Genomic DNA, 20,081 nt, shown 5'->3' with positions numbered 1-20,081 from the left:
TCTCATGGTGGTGGTCGCACACATTCCGAGGTCCGGGGAGAGACGGTGGACAAGCCGAAGGTCGTTCTGGGGGTCAGCGGCGGCATCGCCGCGTACAAGGCCTGTGAGCTGCTCAGGCGGCTGACGGAGTCGGGGCACGACGTCCGGGTCGTCCCCACCGCCTCCGCGCTGCACTTCGTCGGCGCCGCCACCTGGTCCGCCCTCTCCGGCAACCCGGTCTCCACCGAGGTCTGGGACGACGTCCACAAGGTGCCGCACGTCCGCATCGGGCAGCACGCCGACCTGGTGGTCGTCGCCCCGGCCACGGCGGACGTGCTCGCCAGGGCGGCCCACGGCCTGGCCGACGACCTCCTGACCAACACCCTGCTCACCGCCCGCTGCCCGGTGGTCTTCGCCCCCGCCATGCACACCGAGATGTGGGAGCACCCGGCCACCCAGGACAACGTGGCCACGCTGCGCGCACGGGGCGCCGTGGTCGTCGAACCGGCCGTCGGCCGTCTCACCGGCGTCGACACCGGAAAGGGCCGGCTGCCCGAGCCGGCCGAGATCTTCGAGGTCTGCCGCCGGGTGCTGGCCCGCGGCGCCACGGCGCCCGACCTCACCGGGCGGCACGTGGTGGTCAGCGCGGGAGGCACCCGGGAGCCGCTCGACCCCGTCCGCTTCCTCGGCAACCGCTCCTCCGGCAAGCAGGGCTACGCCCTCGCCCGCACCGCCGCCGCCCGGGGCGCCCGCGTCACGCTGATCGCGGCGAACACCGCGCTGCCCGACCCGGCCGGGGTGGACGTCGTCCCCGTCGGGACCGCCGTGGAACTGCGCGAGGCGGTGCTCGGCGCCGCCGCGGACGCGGACGCGGTGGTGATGGCCGCGGCCGTCGCCGATTTCCGGCCGGCCGCCTACGCCACCGGGAAGATCAAGAAGAAGGACGGCCAGGAGCCCGAGCCCATCGCCCTGGTACGGAATCCGGACGTTCTCGCCGAGGTCTCCGGCGACCGGGCGCGGCCCGGACAGGTGATCGTCGGCTTCGCCGCCGAGACCGACGACGTGCTCGCCAACGGCCGCGCCAAACTGAAGCGCAAGGGCTGCGACCTGCTGGTGGTGAACGAGGTGGGGGAGCGCAAGACCTTCGGCTCCGAGGAGAACGAGGCCGTGGTGCTGGGCGCCGACGGCAGTGAGACCCGCGTCGCGCGCGGCCCGAAGGAGGCCCTGGCCGAAACCGTGTGGGACCTGGTGGCCGAGCGCCTCGGGTGAGGGGCGCCCTCCGCCGCCGGCTTCCGGAAATCCCGCACTCTCGAAGTGTGGCGCCTCTGGCCATGGGCGAGAGGATCCGGGCAGAATGCCCGTGCCGCAGGTCACAGGGCTTCCGAGAGGCGAGACAGGAGGACCGGCGGTGAAGTGCGACCGATAAACTGTTCCACGGACGGCGTCGGGTGCAGCCCCCGCCGTCCGTCAACGATCAGCCAGCAGCCGCTGCAACCCCAGGGAGCGTTGTGTCCCGTCGTCTGTTCACCTCGGAGTCCGTGACCGAGGGTCACCCCGACAAGATCGCTGACCAGATCAGCGACACCATTCTCGACGCGCTGCTGCGCGAGGACCCGGCCTCCCGGGTCGCCGTCGAGACCCTGATCACCACCGGTCTGGTGCACGTGGCCGGTGAGGTCACGACCAAGGCGTACGCGGACATCGCGACGCTGGTCCGAGGCAAGATCCTGGAGATCGGCTACGACTCCTCCAAGAAGGGCTTCGACGGCGCCTCCTGCGGTGTGTCGGTGTCGATCGGCGCGCAGTCCCCGGACATCGCCCAGGGCGTGGACGCCGCCTACGAGGCCCGGGTGGAGGGTGACGACGACGAGCTGGACCGGCAGGGCGCCGGCGACCAGGGCCTGATGTTCGGCTACGCCACGGACGAGACGCCGACGCTGATGCCGCTGCCGATCTTCCTCGCGCACCGCCTGTCCAAGCGCCTGTCGGACGTGCGCAAGAACGGCACGATCCCCTACCTGCGCCCCGACGGCAAGACCCAGGTCACCATCGAGTACGACGGCGACAAGGCGGTCCGGCTGGACACCGTGGTGGTCTCCTCGCAGCACGCCTCCGACATCGACCTGGAGTCGCTGCTGGCCCCCGACATCCGCGAGTTCGTCGTGGAGCCGGAGCTCAGGGCGCTGCTGGACGAGGGCATCAAGCTGGACACCGAGAACTACCGGCTGCTGGTCAACCCCACCGGCCGCTTCGAGATCGGCGGCCCGATGGGCGACGCCGGCCTGACCGGCCGGAAGATCATCATCGACACCTACGGCGGCATGGCCCGCCACGGCGGCGGCGCCTTCTCCGGCAAGGACCCGTCCAAGGTGGACCGCTCGGCGGCGTACGCGATGCGCTGGGTCGCCAAGAACGTGGTCGCGGCCGGCCTGGCCGCCCGCTGCGAGGTGCAGGTCGCCTACGCCATCGGCAAGGCCGAGCCGGTCGGCCTGTTCGTGGAGACCTTCGGCACCGCCAAGGTCGACACCGAGCGGATCGAGCAGGCCATCGACGAGGTCTTCGACCTGCGGCCGGCCGCCGTCATCCGCGATCTGGACCTGCTGCGGCCGATCTACGCGAGCACCGCCGCCTACGGCCACTTCGGCCGGGAGCTGCCCGACTTCACCTGGGAGCGCACCGACCGCGTGGACGCGCTGCGCAGGGCGGCGGGCCTGTAGGGCGCAGAGCGCACCGCAGTGCGCGGGGCCCGGCGTTCCCTCACGGGACGCGCCGGGCCCCGGCGCGTCCCAGGCCGGGGCCGCTGTCGGTGGCGTTTGGTAAGAATGCAGGCGTGAGCAGCGAGAACGGACAGGCGGACAAGGGCGCCGGGGGCGCGCCGCCCGAGCAGCTCGCGCTCATCCGGGCGAGCGTGCGCAAGGCCGAGGTGCCCCGGGCCAAGCCGCGTACCTGGCGGGGAGCCGCGCTCGCCAAGGACCTGCCCGTCGCCCGGGTCCTCGTCGACCGGGGCGTGCTCCACCTCGACCGCTACTTCGACTACGCCGTCCCCGAGGAACTGGACGCCGACGCACAGCCCGGAGTGCGGGTGCGGGTGCGGTTCGGCGCCGGACGGCACCGGGTGCGCGAGGGCCGGCGCGAGGGCGGGGGGCTGGTCGACGGGTTCCTCGTCGAGCGGCTCGCCGAGTCCGACTACTCCGGTCCCCTGGCGGCGCTGGCCCAGGTCGTCTCGCCCGAACGGGTACTGAGCGAGGACCTGCTGGGACTCGCCCGGGCGGTCGCCGACCGGTACGCCGGCAGCCTCGCCGACGTGCTCCAGCTCGCCGTCCCGCCGCGCAACGCCCGCGCCGAGCGGCGGCCCTCGCCCGCCCCGCTGCCGCCGCCCCCGCCGCCCGATCCGGGCTCCTGGGACCGCTACGAGCAGGGGCCCGCGTTCCTGCGCTCCCTGGCCCGCGGGAACTCCCCGCGGGCGGTGTGGAACGCGCTGCCCGGGCCGCAGTGGAGCGAGGAGACGGCGCGGGCCGTCGCGGCGACGCTGGCCTCCGGACGCGGCGCGCTGGTCGTCCTGCCCGACGGACGGGCCGTCGCCCGCGTCGACGCCGCGCTCACCGCGCTGCTGGGCCCGGGGCGGCACGCGGTGCTCACCGCCGACGCGGGGCCGGAGAAGCGGTACGCGCAGTGGCTCGCCGTGCGGCGGGGAGCCGTACGGGCCGTCGTCGGGACGCGCGCGGCCATGTTCGCGCCGGTGCGGGACCTCGGACTGGTCGCCCTCTGGGACGACGGCGACGGCAGCCACAGCGAACAGCACGCCCCGCAGCCGCACGCCCGCGAGGTGCTGCTGCTGAGGGCGGCGCAGGACCGGTGCGGGTTCCTCCTGGGGAGCTGGAGCTGCACCGTGGAGGCCGCCCAGCTGGTGGAGACCGGCTGGGCCCGGCCGCTGGTCGCCGGGAGGGAACGGGTACGGCAGGCCGCACCGCTGGTGCGCACGGTGGGGGACCAGGACCTCGCGCGCGACGAGGCCGCCCGCGCGGCACGGCTGCCGACGCTCGCCTGGCAGGCCGTCAAGGAAGGGCTGCGGCACGGCCCGGTGCTCGTGCAGGTGCCCCGGCGGGGGTACGTGCCGCGGATGGCGTGCGCCCGCTGCCGGACACCGGCGCGGTGCCGCCACTGCTCCGGACCGCTTCAGGCGCACGGCTCCGACGATCTGCGGTGCGGCTGGTGCGGGCGCGAGGAGGGCGGCTGGCACTGCCCCGAGTGCGGCGGGTTCCGCCTGCGGGCCCAGGTGGTGGGGGCGCGGCGGACCGCCGAGGAACTGGGCCGCGCCTTCCCGGCCGTCCCGGTGCGCACCTCGGGGCGCGAGCACGTGCTGGACACGGTGCCGGCGGCGCCCGCGCTGGTGGTGAGCACGCCCGGCGCGGAGCCGGTCGCCGAGGGCGGGTACGCGGCGGCCCTGCTGCTGGACGGATGGGCCATGCTGGGCCGCCCCGACCTGCGGGCCGGGGAGGACGCACTGCGCCGCTGGATCGGCGCGGCGGCGCTGGTCCGTCCGCAGCCGGCGGGCGGCACGGTGGTGGTGGTCGCCGAGCCGACGCTGCGGCCGGTGCAGGCGCTGGTGCGGTGGGACCCGGTCGGGCACGCGGTGCGGGAGCTGGCCGAGCGCGCCGAGCTGGGATTCCCGCCGGTGTCGCGGATGGCGGCGGTGTCGGGGCCGGGCCCGGCGGTGGCCGAGTTCCTCCGCGCGGTCGAACTGCCCGGGGAGGCGGAGGTGCTGGGCCCGGTGCCGCTGCCGGTCACCGCCGCGGGACAGCAGCGGCGGCCGGGGGGGCCGCCCCCCGGGGAGCACTGGGAGCGGAGTCTGATCCGGGTGCCGCCGGGCAGGGGCGCCGCCCTGGCGGGCGCGCTGAAGGCCGCGCAGGCGGCACGGACCGCCCGGGGCGGAGGCGAGGCGGTGCGGGTGCGGATCGATCCGCCCGACATCGGGTGAGGGGCGCCGCGCGGCCCGGGCGCCGTACGCGGCCCGGCCGCGGGCGGCCCGTCGGGCACCGCCCTCCCGGAACCGATGCGTCCGGAAGGGCGGGGCCGGGCCGGGGGCCGGGGGAGCGGGCGGCTCAGCCGCTGCGGGGCCCGGGGAAGGCCGTCGGCCGCGGCTCGTCGCGCAGCGACGGGCTGCCCGCGGTGGGCTGCGTCGGCATGGAGCGGGTCTCGGGGACCGCCGGCACCGTGGAGAGACCGGTGCCCACATTGACCGTACGGGTGCCCGACGGCTCCGCCGCGTGCTCGGTCCCGGTGGCCTTCGGCACCTGCGCGGGGGTGCGGCGGGAGCCGTACCGGCGGTGCACCGCCTGCTTGGTGACGCCCAGCGCGGAGCCCACCGCGTCCCACGAGAAGCCCAGGGAACGGTCGAAGTCCACGGCCGCCGTGACCAGGGTCTCGACACTGTCCCGCAGCTCCTGGGCGAGACGGACCGTCGGGGCGGGGGCGCGTCCGTAGACGACGAAGCCCGTGGAGGGGCCGGAGCGGCGCGGACGGTAGACGTTGCCCAGCTGGGCGGTGAGCGTGCGCAGTGCGTCCACCTGCCGGCGGACCCGCTCGATGTCCCGCACCAGCAGGTGCAGGCTGGCCCGAGCCTGGGCGTCGTGGGTTGCGTGGTCGGCCATGAACAAGCCTCTCGAACCGGCGTTGAAAGGAATGGGCCCGTGTCGGGGGCCCGTGGTCAACTCTTTCTTGACCAACGCGGATCCGCTCCGCGGGTCACGGGACGGGGCGTGGCGGCATATGCGTACGCCCCCGCGCACCACCCGTTTCCGGGGACGGGCTCCGGACGTCTCCCGCGGGGGGCGCCCGCCGCCGGCGGCTCTCCCGCACGGACGCCTGCGCCGGCGCCCCATAGACTGGTGCGCCGCCCGTGTCCGCCCCCGCCCGAGAGGCCCGAAGCACCCCATGAAGCTCGTCTTCGCCGGTACCCCCGAGGTCGCCGTTCCCGCCCTGGACGCACTCCTCGCCTCCGGGCGGCACGAGGTGGCCGCCGTCGTCACGCGGCCCGACGCGCCGGCCGGGCGGGGACGCCGGCTGGTCGCCTCCCCCGTCGCCGAACGGGCCGAGGAGGCCGGGATCGAGGTGCTCAAGCCGGCCAGGCCCGGGGAGCCGGAGTTCCTGGAGCGCCTGGAGGAGATCGGGCCCGACTGCTGCCCCGTCGTCGCCTACGGGGCCCTGCTGCCCCGGGCGGCCCTGGAGGTCCCGGCCCGGGGCTGGGTCAACCTGCACTTCTCACTGCTGCCCGCCTGGCGCGGGGCCGCCCCGGTGCAGCACGCCCTCATGGCGGGCGACGAGATCACCGGCGCCTCCACCTTCCTCATCGAGGAGGGCCTCGACTCCGGGCCCGTCTACGGCACGGTCACCGAGGAGATCCGGCCCACCGACACCAGCGGCGACCTGCTCACCCGGCTGGCCCTCGCGGGCGCCGGACTGCTCGTCGCGACCATGGACGGCATCGAGGACGGCACCCTGGAGGCCGTGCCCCAGCCCGCCGAGGGCGTCAGCCTCGCGCCCAAGGTCTCCGTCGAGGACGCCCGCATCGACTTCACCGCCCCGGCGCTGCGCGTCGACCGGGTGGTGCGCGGCTGCACCCCCGCGCCCGGCGCCTGGACCACCTTCCGGGGCGAGCGGCTCAAGATCATTCAGGCCGCCCCCGTGCCCGGGCGCACCGACCTCGCGCCCGGGCAGCTGGCCGTCGGCAAGAACGACGTGCACGTCGGCACCGGTTCGTACGCCGTGGAGCTGCTGTGGGTGCAGGCCCAGGGCAAGAAGCCGATGCGGGCGGCGGACTGGGCGCGCGGGGCGCGGATCACCGCCGGGGAGACCGTCGGCGCCTGACGCCCGCGGACTCCCGGGACGTAGGCTGGAGCGCGTACTTCACCCCACATCCGGAGCACCTTTTTCGTGAGCGACCAGCCCCGTCGGCCCCGCAGGCCCGCCAAGCCCTACCGCCGGCCCCAGAAGGACCCCGTCCGCATCCTCGCCTTCGAGGCCCTGCGGGCCGTGGACGAGCGGGACGCGTACGCCAACCTCGTCCTGCCGCCGCTGCTGCGCGCGGCGCGCGAGAGGGGCGGCTTCGACGCCCGGGACGCGGCGCTGGCGACCGAGCTGGTGTACGGGACGCTGCGCCGGCAGGGGACGTACGACGCGATCGTCGCGGCCTGTGCGGACCGGCCGCTGCGCGAGGTGGACCCGCCGGTGCTGGACGTGCTGGGCCTCGGCGCGCACCAGCTGCTCGGGACGCGGATCCCGACGCACGCCGCCGTCTCCGCCACCGTCGAATTGGCCCGGGTGGTGCTGGGCGACGGACGGGCCAAGTTCGTCAACGCCGTGCTGCGCAAGGTCGCGCAGGACGACCTCGACGGGTGGCTGGAGCGCGTCGCGCCGCCCTACGACGAGGACCCCGAGGACCATCTCGCCGTCGTGCACTCCCACCCCCGCTGGGTCGTCTCCGCGCTGTGGGACTCGCTCGGCGGCGGCCGGGCCGGCATCGAGGACCTGCTGCGGGCCGACAACGAGCGCCCCGAGGTCACGCTCGTCGCCCGGCCCGGCCGGGCCACCACCGACGAACTGCTCGGCGAGGACGCCGCCGTGCCGGGACGCTGGTCGCCCCACGCGGTGCGGCTGACCGAGGGCGGCGAGCCGGGCGCGGTCCCGGCCGTGGCGGAGGGCCGGGCCGGCGTCCAGGACGAGGGGAGCCAGCTCGTCGCCCTCGCGCTCGCCGCCGCGCCGGTCGAGGGGCGGGACCGGTTCTGGCTGGACGGGTGCGCCGGGCCCGGCGGCAAGGCCGCGCTGCTCGGGGCGCTCGCCGCCGAGCGGGGCGCCGTGCTGCTCGCCTCCGAGAAGCAGACCCACCGGGCCGGGCTGGTGGCCAGGGCACTGGCCGGCAACCCCGGGCCGTACCAGGTCGTCGCCGCCGACGGCACGCGGCCGGCCTGGCGGCCCGGCAGCTTCGACCGGGTGCTGGTCGACGTGCCGTGCACCGGCCTCGGCGCCCTGCGCCGCCGCCCCGAGGCGCGCTGGCGGCGCCGCCCGGAGGACCTGGAGGGCTTCGCCCCGCTCCAGCGCGGGCTGCTGCGCACCGCCCTGGAGTCCGTGCGGGCCGGCGGCGTCGTCGGCTACGCCACCTGCTCGCCCCACCTCGCGGAGACCCGGGCCGTGGTCGCCGACCTCCTCCGGCAGTTCCCGGACGCGGACCTGATCGACGCCCGGCCGCTGCTGCCGGGCGTGCCGGACCTGGGCGAGGGGCCCGACGTACAGCTGTGGCCGCACCTGCACGGCACCGACGCGATGTACCTGGCGCTCATCCGCCGGACCGGCTGACGACAGGCCCCGGGGGACCCTCCCGGCGGGACGGCCGGCGCGGCCGCCGGGCTCCCGGGCGGGGGCGGCGCCGGCGCCGGCACCGCCGGCCACAGCGGCAGCACCGGCCACTCGTGCGCCGGTCGCACACCGGACGCGCGGGGCCCCGGCCCCCGGGTCGCGGTGCCCTCCGGGGCCGCGGACGACGGGGTCGCAGCACCCGGTGAAGGGCCCGGGTCCGGACCGGAGCCACCATCCGTACCCGGGCATGGCAGGCTTGGTGCATGGCCGTGCAGATCAACCCCAGCATCCTGTCCGCCGACTTCGCCCGCCTCGCGGACGAGGCGAAGTCGGTCGAGGGAGCCGACTGGCTCCACGTCGACGTCATGGACAACCATTTCGTCCCGAACCTCACGCTCGGCGTGCCGGTCGTGGAGTCGCTCGCCCGCGCGACGGACACCCCGCTGGACTGCCACCTGATGATCGAGGCCCCCGACCGGTGGGCGCCCCAGTACGTGGAGGCGGGGGCCGGTTCCGTCACCTTCCACGCCGAGGCGGCCACCGCGCCGGTGCGGCTCGCCCGGGAGATCCGGGCCAAGGGCGCGCGGGCCTCCATGGCACTCAGGCCGGCGACCCCCGTCGAGCCGTACGAGGACCTGCTCCCCGAACTCGACATGCTGCTCGTCATGACGGTCGAGCCGGGCTTCGGGGGCCAGGCCTTCCTCGACATCATGCTTCCGAAGATCCGCCGCACCCGTGAGCTGATCAGCAAGCACGGTCTGCAGCTCTGGCTCCAGGTCGACGGCGGGGTCTCGGCGTCCACCATCGAGCGGTGCGCCGACGCCGGCGCCGACGTCTTCGTCGCGGGTTCCGCCGTGTACGGGGCCGAGGACCCGGCCGAGGCGGTGCGTGCGCTGCGCAGGCGGGCCGAGGCGGCCACGGCCCGGGCGTCGTGGGCGTGCGACCACTGAGCGTCAGGAACGTGAACGGCTTCCGGCAGGGCTGATCAACCGCGCCGGATCTGCAAGGATGAACGGCGAATCCAGAGTGTGAACGGCAGTGAGGAGATCCCCGTGTCGGGTATGTCGGCGGGCCGGTCAGCCATGCGGATGGGACCCGCTGAGCTGGTGCAGGCGGCGGCCATGGCCCGCCGCTTCTACCTCGAGGGCAAGTCCAAGATCCAGATCGCCGAGGAGTTCGGCGTCAGCCGCTTCAAGGTGGCCCGGGTGCTGGAGACCGCCCTCGAACGGGATCTCGTACGGATCGAGATCCGCGTGCCGGCCGAGCTGGACGCCGAGCGCTCCGACGCGCTCCGCGCCCGCTACGGCCTGAGGCACGCCGTCGTGGTCGAGTCCCCGGTCGAGGCCGAGGAGACGCCCGACCCCGAGAACCTGGGAGAGGTGGCCGCCGACCTGCTCGGCGAGCTGGTCGACGAAGGGGACGTGCTGGGCCTGGCCTGGGGCCGTTCCACCATCCACATGGCGGCGGCCCTGGACCGGCTGCCGCCCTGCACGGTCGTGCAGCTGACGGGCGTGTACGACGCCGGGACCGCCGAGCGCGGCTCGGTGGAGGCCGTGCGCCGCGCCGCGCAGGTGTCGGGCGGCGACGCCCACCCCATCTACGCGCCGATGCTGCTGCCGGACGCGGCCACCGCTCAGGCGCTGCGCCACCAGACCGGGATCGCGCGGGCCTTCGAGTACTTCGACAAGGTCACGGTGGCCTGTGTCTCCATCGGTTCCTGGGAGCCGGGCATCTCGACGGTGCACGACATGCTCAGCGACGAGGAGCGGGCGCACTACGCCTCCCTCGGGGTCGCCGCCGAGATGTCCGCGCACCTCTTCGACGCCGAGGGGCGCCGGGTCGGCCGGGACCTGGGGGAGCGGTGCATCACGGTCAAGACCGACCAGCTCCGGCGCGTCCCCGAGGTCGTCGCGATCGCGGGCGGACAGCGCAAGGGGCCCGCGATCGACGCGGTGCTGCGCTCCGGACTCGTCACCAGCCTGGTGACGGACACCTCGGCCGCGGACTACCTGATGACGGCGGGGCCGACGCCGAGGCCGGCGCTCAACCGGGCCGACCCCGACGGGAACTGACGGCGGCCGGGAGGGCGCGGCGGCCGCCGCGCCCCTCCGCCGGCGCCCCGTGTCCCGGTCGCCTTCGGAGGTTCCTCCCGAGTCCTCCCGGCCCGCTCGGACGATGCGCCGGGGAATCGCGGACCGGCCGCCATGGGACAATGAAGTACGTGCTCTTCCCCCTGGCTGACCTGTCCGGGGGCCACCTCTGATCGACTGGGATGTGCAGCACGTGCGTTTCCTCAACGACATCCGGCCCGCGTACGACCTGACGTACGACGACGTCTTCATGGTGCCGAACCGGTCCGCGGTCGGCTCGCGGCTGGGCGTGGACCTCAGTTCCCCGGACGGCACGGGCACCACCATCCCGCTGGTCGTCGCCAACATGACCGCCGTGGCCGGCCGCCGCATGGCCGAGACCGTGGCCCGCCGCGGCGGCCTCGTGGTCATTCCGCAGGACATCCCGATCGAGGTCGTCACCGAGGTCGTCTCCTGGGTCAAGAGCCGCCACCTGGTGCTCGACACCCCCATCGTGCTGGCCCCGCACCAGACCGTCGCCGACGCGCTCGCCCTGCTGCCCAAGCGCGCGCACAACGCGGGTGTCGTCGTGGACGACGGGCACAAGCCGGTCGGCGTGGTCACCGACGCCGACCTGTCCGGCGTGGACCGCTTCACGCAGCTCACCGAGGTCATGTCCCGCGACCTGCTGCTCATCGACGCCGGCCTGGACCCGCGCGAGGCCTTCCACACCCTCGACGCGGCCAACCGGCGCTACGCTCCCGCCGTCGACGCCGACGGCCGTCTCGCGGGCATCCTCACCCGCAAGGGGGCCCTGCGCGCCACCCTGTACACGCCGGCCACGGACGACCGGGGGCGGCTGCGGATCGCCGCCGCCGTCGGCATCAACGGCGACGTGGCGGGCAAGGCCCAGCAGCTGCTGGAGGCGGGCGTCGACACCCTCGTCATCGACACCGCGCACGGCCACCAGGAGTCGATGGTCAACGCGCTGAAGCTGGTCCGCGACCTCGACCCCCGGGTTCCGGTCGCCGCGGGCAACGTCGTCGCCGCCGCGGGCGTGCGCGACCTGATCGAAGCGGGCGCGGACATCGTCAAGGTCGGCGTCGGCCCCGGCGCCATGTGCACCACCCGCATGATGACCGGCGTCGGCCGTCCGCAGTTCTCCGCCGTCCTGGAGTGCGCGGCGGAGGCGAGGAAGTACGGCAAGCACGTGTGGGCCGACGGCGGTGTCCGCCACCCGCGCGACGTCGCCATGGCGCTCGCGGCCGGCGCGTCCAACGTGATGATCGGTTCCTGGTTCGCCGGGACGTACGAGTCCCCGGGCGACCTCCAGCACGACGCGGACGGCCGCCCCTACAAGGAGTCGTTCGGCATGGCCTCCGCGCGGGCGGTGCGCAACCGCACCGCCGAGGAGTCGGCCTACGACCGGGCCCGCAAGGCGCTGTTCGAGGAGGGCATCTCCACCTCCCGCATGTTCCTCGACCCGGCCCGGCCGGGCGTCGAGGACCTGATCGACTCGATCATCGCGGGCGTCCGCTCCTCCTGCACCTACGCGGGCGCCGGCTCGCTGGAGGAGTTCGCCGAGAAGGCCGTCGTCGGCGTCCAGAGCGCCGCCGGCTACGCCGAGGGCAAGCCGCTGCACGCCAGCTGGAACTGACGGCGACCGGCTCCTTCGCGGCCCCCCTCTCCCCGCGACGGGAGGGCGGGGGCCGCGGTGCGTCCGGGCGCGGCCGTCCTCCCCGCGGAGGAACGCGGCGGCACGGCCGCGCAGTGACCTCCGCCACCCCGCGCGCGGGCGTCCCGTCCGCCCGGCCCGCCGCGTCCGGCTCCCTCCCCCTCCCCGGCCCGCCTCGGCCGCCGGACGCGCCGGGCCGTCGACGGGGTCCGCCCCGGGCGGTCCGGTCACCGGACCGCCCCGGCGGGCAGGGCACTTGGTGCCGGGAGGCCCGGCCCGCCGTCCGGCCGGCCGGACGCAACGGACGAAAGCCGCGGCGCAACGAACACCCGTCCCGGCGCGAGGAACGCAACGATCTTGCGGTGGTGCGCAAGGTTGCTGCATTTCAGCAGCAACGCCCGACCTCGTAGGGTTACGCGCTGTACGTGGTGCGGCGGGGACCGCCCGACGGGTCCCGGCTGTCGCGGGACGCTGCCGGCCCCCGCCGCGGAACACCGGCAGCGACGAAGGAGTCAGCGCGTGCTCGACCAAGGCGCACCCCCGCACAACAGCAGGCCCACCGCGCCGCCCGCCCCGGGCGTCGGCGCGCGCCTGATGCGCCGCAAGCCCGTGGAACGCCTGGTCGCGGAGGGCGGGCAGGGCGAGGGAGGCGCGCTGCGCCGCTCCCTCGGACTGTGGCAGCTGACCATGATCAGCATCGGTGCCACCCTCGGCACCGGTATCTTCGTCGTCCTCGGCGAGGCCGTCCCCAAGGCCGGTCCGGCCGTCACCCTCTCCTTCGTCATCGCCGGCCTGACCGCCCTCTTCTCGGCCCTCTCCTACGCCGAGCTGGCGGGCGCCATCCCGGTCTCCGGCTCCTCGTACTCGTACGCGTACGCAACGATGGGCGAGCTGGTCGCCTGGGTCTGCGGCTGGTGCCTGATGCTGGAGTACGGCGTGTCGGTCGCCGCCGTCGCCGTCGGCTGGGGAGAGTACCTCAACGAACTGCTCGACGGCACCATCGGCGTCACCATCCCGGCCGCGCTGTCCGCCCCGCCCGGCGACGGCGGGGTGTTCAACCTGCCCGCGCTGATCGTGGTCCTGCTCGCCATGGCGTTCCTGATGGGCGGCGCCCGCGAGTCCGCCCGCGCCAACACGGTCATGGTCGTGGTGAAGGTCGGCGCGCTGGTGCTGTTCTGCGCCGTCGGCGTCCAGGGCCTGCGCTCCGGCAACTACGAGAACTTCATGCCGCTCGGCATGGCCGGCGTCAGCGCCGCCGGGGCCACCCTGTTCTTCTCCTACATCGGCTTCGACGCCGCCTCCACCGCCGGTGAGGAGGCGAGGAACGCCCAGCGCGACCTGCCCCGCGCGATCCTGCTGTCGCTCGTCGTCATCACCGCGCTGTACGTCCTCGTGGCCGCCGTCGCCGTCGGCGCCAGGCCCTGGGAGGACTTCACCGACTCCGAGGCCGCGCTCGCCCAGATCATGCGCGAGGTCACCGGTCAGGCCTTCTGGGGCACCCTGCTCGCGTTCTGCGCGGTCGTCGCCATCGCCAGCGTCGTGCTGACCGTGCTCTACGGCCAGACCCGCATCCTGTTCGCCATGTCCCGGGACGGGCTCGTGCCCAAGGTGTTCGCCAGGATCCACCCGAGGACCGGCACGCCCCGCGCCAACACCCTGATCGTCTCCCTGTTCTGCGGCGTGCTCGCCGCCGCCGTCCCGCTCGGCCAGCTCGCCGACGCCACCAGCATCGGCACCCTGTTCGCCTTCGCGCTGGTCAACGTGGCCGTCGTGGTGCTGCGCCGGAGCCGCCCCGAGATGCCCCGCACCTTCCGGGTGCCGTTGTCGCCGCTCCTGCCCGCGCTGGGCTTCGGCTTCTGCGTGTGGATGATGGGCAGCCTGTCCACCGTCACCTGGGTGGTCTTCGGTGTCTGGATGGCCGCCGGGCTCGTGTTCTACTTCCTGTACGGCTACCGCCGCTCCCGGCTCGCCGCACCGGACGCACCAGAGACGAAGTGAACCACCCGCAGTGCTGAACGATCTCGACGAACGCATCGTGCACGCCCTCGCCGAGGACGCCCGCCGCTCCTACGCGGACATCGGCCACCTCGTCGGTCTGTCCGCGCCCGCCGTGAAACGGCGGGTGGACCGGCTGCGCGCCACCGGCGCCATCACCGGCTTCACCGTCCGGGTGGACCCGGCCGCCCTCGGCTGGGAGACCGAGGGGTTCGTCGAGATCTACTGCCGCGGCAACACCTCCCCGGAGACCATCCAGCGGGGCCTGGAGCGCTACCAGGAGGTCGTGGCCGCCTCCACCGTCACCGGCGAGGCGGACGCGATCGCCCAGGTCTTCGCCTCCGACATGCGCCACTTCGAACGGGTCCTGGAGCGCATCGCCGGGGAGCCGTTCGTCGAGCGGACCAAGTCCGTGCTGGTGCTGTCACCCCTGCTGCGGCGCTTCTCGTCGGGGTCGCCCGCCTAGGGTCCGTCCGGCTCGATCCGCCGGACGGACCCCGGGGGCCCCCGACGGGGCTTCACCGGGACCCGGGGCCACAAGCGGACTCCATGAGTCCGTTTCCGGCGTACGCTGAGGACATGCTGCACCGTGCCCCTTCCGGACACACGGGAACCGGGCCGGCGGCCGATGCGGGCGTCCCCGTGTTCGTCGACTCCTCCGGCCGGCGGGCACGCCTGCTCCGGCGTACCGGATACGGCCTGACCGGGCTGGCGGCCGCGTACATGACGGTGCTGGGGATGAGCCTGATGGGCGCGACGCCGTTCGCGCCGGGTGCGATGCTGCCCTTCCCGGCGGACTCCGCGGCGCCTGCCGCACCGGAGGGGAACGCGCCGGCCGGGATCCCCCCGACGCCCGGTGACCCGCCCGCGCCGCTCCTCGGGGGAGCCGCCGACCCACGCCTCGCGACCGCCCCGGGCGCCCTGCTCGTCCCGCAGCTCACGCTGCTCGGCCCGTCCGGCGCGCCGCTCCTCGCACCCCCCGGGAGCCCGCCGCCCACCGGCGCGCCGGCGCCCGCCGGACCGGAGGAACCGGCCGCGCAGGAACCGAGCGCGCAGGAACCGCCCGCACCGGACCGGCCCACGGACCCGGCCCCCGGCGGACCCGCCGCACCCGACCCCGGTGAACCCGCCGCACCCGACCCCGGCGGTACGCCCGTCCCGCCTCCCCCGTCGCCGCCCGCACCCGGCGGGGGAGCCGAGGAGCCCCCCGCTCCACCGCCGGACCCCGAGCCCCCGGCCGGGACGCCGCAGCCCGCTCCGCCCCCCACCGCTGCGGAGCCCGGACCCGGTGCGCCGTCCGGGGACCCCGGCGCCTCCCCGTCCTCCGGTCCACCGGCGGCCGAGGCCCCCTGATGGGGCGGCGCCCCCGCCGGCCGGCCCGCCGTCCGCCGGAGCCCCCCGGCCCGCGACGGACCGGGACGCACCCGCCGTCCCGGCACCGCTTCCGCCTCGTCGTCCCCCTCGTCCTGCTGGCCTTCGTCGTCTCGGTGCTCCTGGTCGAGGGGTACACCTCCCGAGGCTTCGCCGGTGACCAGGAGCAGCGCGGCGGGCGGCCGGCCGGCGGCGTCCCCGAGGAGGTCACCGGCGGCGGCCCGGTCGTCGACGCCACCGGCGACCACCCGCGCACCTTCCGCGTACCGGACAGGACGGTGGTCCTGACCTTCGACGACGGCCCCGACCCCGTCTGGACGCCGCGCGTGCAGGCGGTGCTCGACCGCCACGGCGTCCCCGGCACCTTCTTCGTCACCGGCCAGCAGGTCGCGCGCCACCCGGAGACCCTGCGCCGGGTGGTCCGGGCCGGACACGAGATCGGCGTGCACACCTTCTCCCACCGGGACCTGGCCACCCAGTCCGCGGCCGCCGTCGACCGCGAACTGGCGCTGACCCAGCTCGCCCTCGCGGGAGCCGGCGGCGTCAACAGCTCCCTCGTGCGGATGCCCTACTCCGCCACCCCCTCCGCCCTGGACGCCCGGCAGTGGTCCGCGGCCCGGCGCCTGGGCGACAAGGGCTACGTCCTGGCGTTCGTCGACCGGGACACCGGGGACTGGCGGCGGCCGGGCGCCCGGGCGATCGCCGACGCGGCCGTGCCCGACGTGCCGGGCAGGGGCGCGGTCGTCCTCCTGCACGACGCGGGAGGGGACAGGTCGCAGACCGTGGAGGCCCTCGAGACCCTGATCCCCCGGCTCCGGGCACAGGGCTACCGCTTCACCACCCTCGCCGACGCCCTGCACACCGACGGCCTCACCACTCCCGCGGACCCCGCGACCCTGTGGCGGGGCCGCTTCTTCGTGACGGCCGTGTCGGTGTCGGAGACGGCGGTGTCGGCCGTCGGCACGCTGCTGCTGGTGGTCGGGTCGCTCGTCCTCGCCCGGTGCGCACTGCTGCTCGTCCTGGCCCGCCACCACGCCCGCCGGCGTCCGGGGCCCGGTACCGGTACGGACGGCGCCGGGGCGGGCCCCGCGGTCACCCGGCCCGTCAGCGTCGTCGTCCCCGCCTGCAACGAGAGGCCGTGCATCGCCGGGACGGTCCGCTCCCTGGCGGCCAGTGACCATCCCGTCGAGATCATCGTCGTGGACGACGGCTCCGACGACGGCACCGCCGAGGTCGCGGAATCGCTCGCCCTGGAGCGGGTCACCGTCGTCCGCCGGCCCAACGGCGGCAAACCCGCCGCCCTCAACACCGGCATCCTGCGGGCCTCCCACGACCTCGTCGTGCTGCTGGACGCCGACACGGTCTTCGCCCCCTCCACCGTCCGCCGCCTCGTCCAGCCGTTCGCCGACCCCGCCGTCGGCGCCACCGCCGGGAACGCCAAGGTCGGCAACCGCCGGGGCCTGCTCGGCCGCTGGCAGCACATCGAGTACGTGATGGGCTTCAACCTCGACCGCCGCATGTACGACCTGCTGCGCTGCCTGCCCACGGTCCCCGGCGCCGTCGGCGCGTTCCGCGTCGCCGCCCTGCGGGAGGCCGGGTTGATGAGCGGGGACACCCTCGCCGAGGACACCGACGTCACCATGGCCCTGCACCGGGCCGGGTGGGAGGTCCGCTACGTCGAGGACGCGCTCGCCTGGACCGAGGCACCGGCCACGCTGCGGGAACTGTGGCGCCAGCGCTACCGGTGGAGCTACGGCACCCTGCAGGCCGCGTGGAAGCACCGGCGGGCGGTGCTCGAACGCGGCCACGCGGGCCGCTTCGGCCGCCTCGGCCTGCCGCTGCTGGCCGTCTTCCAGATCCTCACCCCGCTCCTCGCCCCCCTGATCGACATCCTGACCGTCCACGGCCTGGTGTTCGGCGACCCGTTGCGCACGGTGCTGGCGTGGACCGGAGTGCTGGCGGTACAGGCGGTGTGCGCCGGCTACGCGTTCCGCCTGGACGGCGAGAGCCTCCGGCCGCTGTGGGCGCTGCCCCTGCAACAGGTCGTCCACCGCCAGCTGATGTACCTGGTCCTCGCCCAGGCCTGCCTCACCGCGCTCAGCGGATACCGGCTGCCCTGGCAGCGGCTCAAGCGCAGCGGGGACGTGGTGCTGCCGCCCCAGCCGTCGGCCGGGAGGCCCTGACCGCCGGCCGTGCGGGGAAACGGCGGGACGGACCGGGTCCGCCCGCCTAGGATCGACTCCATGACCTGGCGACATTGATCCACCGGCCGTGCCTCCCGAGGGCCGCCCCGGACGCCGTGCGCGCTTCGCGTCCGGTGTCCGAACCGCCCTCACGGGAAGGCCTCATGACTCTCACGTCCACGCGTGGGTCCGACGTCCGCGTGCGTCGGCTGACGACCACGCTGTACGGCTACGCGTTCCTCGAAGACTTCGTCCTGCTCTACCCGGTGTACGCGCTGCTGTTCAGCGACACCGGCCTCACGGTCTGGCAGATCTCCTCCCTGTTCGCGCTCTGGTCGATCACCGGGGTGCTGCTGGAGGTCCCCTCCGGCGCCTGGGCCGACGCCGTCTCCCGCCGGCTGCTGCTGTGGATCGGCCCCCTGCTCACCGCCGCCGGCTTCGCCCTGTGGGTGCTGCTGCCCTCCTACGGCGCCTTCGCGGTCGGCTTCGTCCTGTGGGGCATCGGCGGAGCACTCGGTTCCGGCGCGTTGGAGGCGCTGGTCCACGACGAGCTGGAACGGCTCGGCGCGGCCGGCCGCTACGCCCGGGTCATGGGCCGGGCCCGGGCGGCCGGACTGGTCGCCGTCATGGCGGCCATGGCACTCGCCGGCCCGGTGCTCACCCTGGGCGGGCACACCGCCGTCGGCGCCGCCAGCGTGCTGACGTGCCTGCTGGCGGCGGCCACCGCCGGCCGGTTCCCCGAGCACCGCCCCCCGGCGGCCGGCCCCCGCAGCTGGACGGCGGCCCTGCGCGCCGGACTCGCCGAGGCGCGCGCCGACCGTTCCGTGCGCGGGGCACTGTTGCTCGTCCCGGCCGTGGGCGCCGTGTGGGGCGCCCTCGACGAGTACACGCCGCTGCTGGTCCGCGGCACGGGCGTCGCCGACGGGACGGTTCCCTGGCTGCTCCTGCTGATCTGGGCCGGCGCCACCGCCGGCAGCCTGCTCGCCGGGGAGGGCGAGCGCCTCGGCACGGCCGGGCTCGCGGTCCTGCTCGCCGGCGCCGGTCTCGCCCTGGCCGCCGGCTCGGCCGCCGGCACCCCGGCCGGACTCGTCCTCGTCGCCCTCGCCTTCGGAGGCTTCCAGGCGGCGACGGTACTGGCCGACGCCCGGCTCCAGCGGCGCATCGAGGGCACCGGGCGCGCCACCCTCACCTCGGTCGCGGGACTGGGCACGGAACTGGCCACGGTCGCGGTCTTCGGCGGCTACGCGGTGATCGCCTCGGGACACGCGCACGGCACCGCCTTCGCGGTGTTCGCGGTGCCGTACCTGGCGACGGCGGCGCTGCTGCTCGCGGGGCTCGGGAAGCGGGCCGCCGAGGCGTGACCGCGGGAGACCACCGGGCCCCCGTGCGCGGCAGCCGCCGGGTGCCGCGCACGGGCCCCGGTGCGGTGCACGGCGCCCCCCTCGCGGGGAGCGGGCCGTCCCCGCCGCCCGGCGCCGCACCCGCCGCGCCCCGCGCCCGGGCGGCGGGGACGGGCCGTGCAACGAATCGCCGCCGGCCCCGTCCCGGACGCAACGATTCGCCCACCGGTGCGCAACGGCTCCTCCTTGTTCCGCCGAGCCGGCCGACCGTACCGTCTATCCGACCCCCCGAAACCCCCGCGTACCGGTGAGGAACACGCATGCGCACCGCCCTGCTCCAGAGCTCCGGACGGCCCGGATCCGTCGCCGAGAACCTCAAGGTCCTCGACGAGGCCGCCGGCCGCGCCGCCGCCGCGGGCGCCGGACTGCTGGTCACCTCGGAGATGTTCCTGACCGGTTACGCGATCGGCGACGACGTCGCCCGGCTCGCCGAGCCCGCCGACGGCGACGCGGCCGACGCGGTCGCCGAGACGGCCGCCCGGCACGGGCTCGCGGTCGCCTACGCCTACCCGGAACGCGCCGGCGACGCGGTCTTCAACTCCCTCCAGCTCGTCTCCGCCGACGGCACCCGCCTGGCGAACTACCGCAAGACCCACCTCTTCGGCTGCTTCGAGCGCGACCACTTCACCCCGGGGGACCGGCCCGTGGTCCAGGCCGAGCTGAACGGCCTCACCGTCGGCCTGCTGATCTGCTACGACGTGGAGTTCCCGGAGAACGCGCGGGCGCACGCCCTGGCCGGCACCGACCTCCTGCTGGTGCCCACGGCCCTGATGCACCCCTTCCCGTTCGTCGCGGAATCGCTCGTGCCGGTGCGGGCCTTCGAGAACCAGATGTACGTCGCGTACGTCAACCGGGTCGGCCGGGAGGGCGAGTTCGAGTTCGTGGGCCTGTCCACCCTCGCCGGTCCCGACGGGGTCGCCCGCGCCCGGGCCGGCCGCGCGGAGGAACTGGTCCTCGCCGACGCGGACCCCGTGTTCCTCGCCGCCTCCCGCGAGAACAACCCGTATCTGCGGGACCGTCGTCCCGGTCTCTACGGGTCCCTCGTCTGAATCACCCC

The 20,081-nt window shown here is 75.4% G+C and carries 15 protein-coding genes; 14 read left to right on the top strand and 1 reads right to left on the bottom strand.

From position 1 onward, the window contains the following. Nucleotides 1–45: 45 nt before the first annotated feature. The 3 genes from coaBC to ACZ56B_RS25620 all read left to right on the top strand — a co-directional run bounded on the left by coaBC (nucleotide 46) and on the right by ACZ56B_RS25620 (nucleotide 4,957). On the top strand, nucleotides 46–1,248 hold the full coding sequence (coaBC, locus tag ACZ56B_RS25630) for a bifunctional phosphopantothenoylcysteine decarboxylase/phosphopantothenate--cysteine ligase CoaBC (RefSeq protein WP_468795157.1): 1,203 nt from the start codon (nucleotides 46–48) through the stop codon (nucleotides 1,246–1,248). Between the two features lie 239 nt (nucleotides 1,249–1,487). After that, complete coding sequence (gene metK / locus ACZ56B_RS25625; RefSeq protein WP_468795154.1) at nucleotides 1,488–2,696, top strand: methionine adenosyltransferase; 1,209 nt, start codon at nucleotides 1,488–1,490, stop codon at nucleotides 2,694–2,696. A 113-nt stretch (nucleotides 2,697–2,809) separates the two neighbouring features. Next, nucleotides 2,810–4,957, top strand: coding sequence for a primosomal protein N' (locus ACZ56B_RS25620; protein ID WP_468795151.1), 2,148 nt, complete (start codon nucleotides 2,810–2,812; stop codon nucleotides 4,955–4,957). Nucleotides 4,958–5,081: 124 nt separating this feature from the next. Here the strand turns inward: ACZ56B_RS25620 and ACZ56B_RS25615 are convergent, their stop codons facing one another. After that, complete coding sequence (locus ACZ56B_RS25615; RefSeq protein ID WP_468795148.1) at nucleotides 5,082–5,630, bottom strand: hypothetical protein; 549 nt, start codon at nucleotides 5,628–5,630, stop codon at nucleotides 5,082–5,084. A gap of 283 nt (nucleotides 5,631–5,913) precedes the next feature. Here ACZ56B_RS25615 and fmt point away from each other — a divergent pair, with 283 nt between their 5' ends. The 11 genes from fmt (at nucleotide 5,914) to ACZ56B_RS25560 (ending at nucleotide 20,073) form a co-directional block, all read left to right on the top strand. Next, complete coding sequence (fmt, locus tag ACZ56B_RS25610; RefSeq protein WP_468795145.1) at nucleotides 5,914–6,846, top strand: methionyl-tRNA formyltransferase; 933 nt, start codon at nucleotides 5,914–5,916, stop codon at nucleotides 6,844–6,846. Between the two features lie 66 nt (nucleotides 6,847–6,912). Then, nucleotides 6,913–8,331 (top strand): RsmB/NOP family class I SAM-dependent RNA methyltransferase, encoded by a 1,419-nt coding sequence (locus ACZ56B_RS25605; RefSeq protein ID WP_468795142.1) that lies wholly within the window; start codon nucleotides 6,913–6,915, stop codon nucleotides 8,329–8,331. Nucleotides 8,332–8,594: 263 nt separating this feature from the next. After that, nucleotides 8,595–9,281, top strand: coding sequence for a ribulose-phosphate 3-epimerase (gene rpe / locus ACZ56B_RS25600; protein WP_468795139.1), 687 nt, complete (start codon nucleotides 8,595–8,597; stop codon nucleotides 9,279–9,281). A 78-nt stretch (nucleotides 9,282–9,359) separates the two neighbouring features. Next, complete coding sequence (locus ACZ56B_RS25595; protein ID WP_468795136.1) at nucleotides 9,360–10,403, top strand: sugar-binding transcriptional regulator; 1,044 nt, start codon at nucleotides 9,360–9,362, stop codon at nucleotides 10,401–10,403. Nucleotides 10,404–10,614: 211 nt separating this feature from the next. Next, on the top strand, nucleotides 10,615–12,057 hold the full coding sequence (locus ACZ56B_RS25590) for a GuaB1 family IMP dehydrogenase-related protein (RefSeq protein WP_468795189.1): 1,443 nt from the start codon (nucleotides 10,615–10,617) through the stop codon (nucleotides 12,055–12,057). A 537-nt stretch (nucleotides 12,058–12,594) separates the two neighbouring features. After that, nucleotides 12,595–14,073, top strand: coding sequence for an amino acid permease (locus ACZ56B_RS25585; protein WP_468795133.1), 1,479 nt, complete (start codon nucleotides 12,595–12,597; stop codon nucleotides 14,071–14,073). 10 nt (nucleotides 14,074–14,083) lie between these two features. Next, the gene (locus ACZ56B_RS25580; protein WP_468795130.1) at nucleotides 14,084–14,536 is read left to right on the top strand and encodes an Lrp/AsnC family transcriptional regulator; all 453 of its coding nucleotides are present in this window, start codon (nucleotides 14,084–14,086) and stop codon (nucleotides 14,534–14,536) included. 113 nt (nucleotides 14,537–14,649) lie between these two features. Continuing rightward, nucleotides 14,650–15,423, top strand: a complete 774-nt coding sequence (locus tag ACZ56B_RS25575; RefSeq protein ID WP_468795128.1) for a hypothetical protein — start codon at nucleotides 14,650–14,652, stop codon at nucleotides 15,421–15,423. Beyond that, entirely contained in the window at nucleotides 15,423–17,624 is a 2,202-nt protein-coding gene (locus tag ACZ56B_RS25570) for a bifunctional polysaccharide deacetylase/glycosyltransferase family 2 protein (protein ID WP_468795125.1), read from the top strand. The genes ACZ56B_RS25575 and ACZ56B_RS25570 overlap by 1 nt, the downstream gene beginning before the upstream one ends. Before the next feature lie 164 nt (nucleotides 17,625–17,788). Then, entirely contained in the window at nucleotides 17,789–18,985 is a 1,197-nt protein-coding gene (locus ACZ56B_RS25565; RefSeq protein ID WP_468795122.1) for an MFS transporter, read from the top strand. Between the two features lie 299 nt (nucleotides 18,986–19,284). Then, entirely contained in the window at nucleotides 19,285–20,073 is a 789-nt protein-coding gene (locus ACZ56B_RS25560) for a carbon-nitrogen hydrolase family protein (RefSeq protein WP_468795119.1), read from the top strand. Nucleotides 20,074–20,081 lie beyond the last annotated feature (8 nt).

This window comes from Streptomyces sp. NPDC034670, assembly GCF_055574875.1.
Note: the sequence above shows the minus strand (reverse complement) of the source record. Positions and strands in the feature narration are given on the sequence as shown.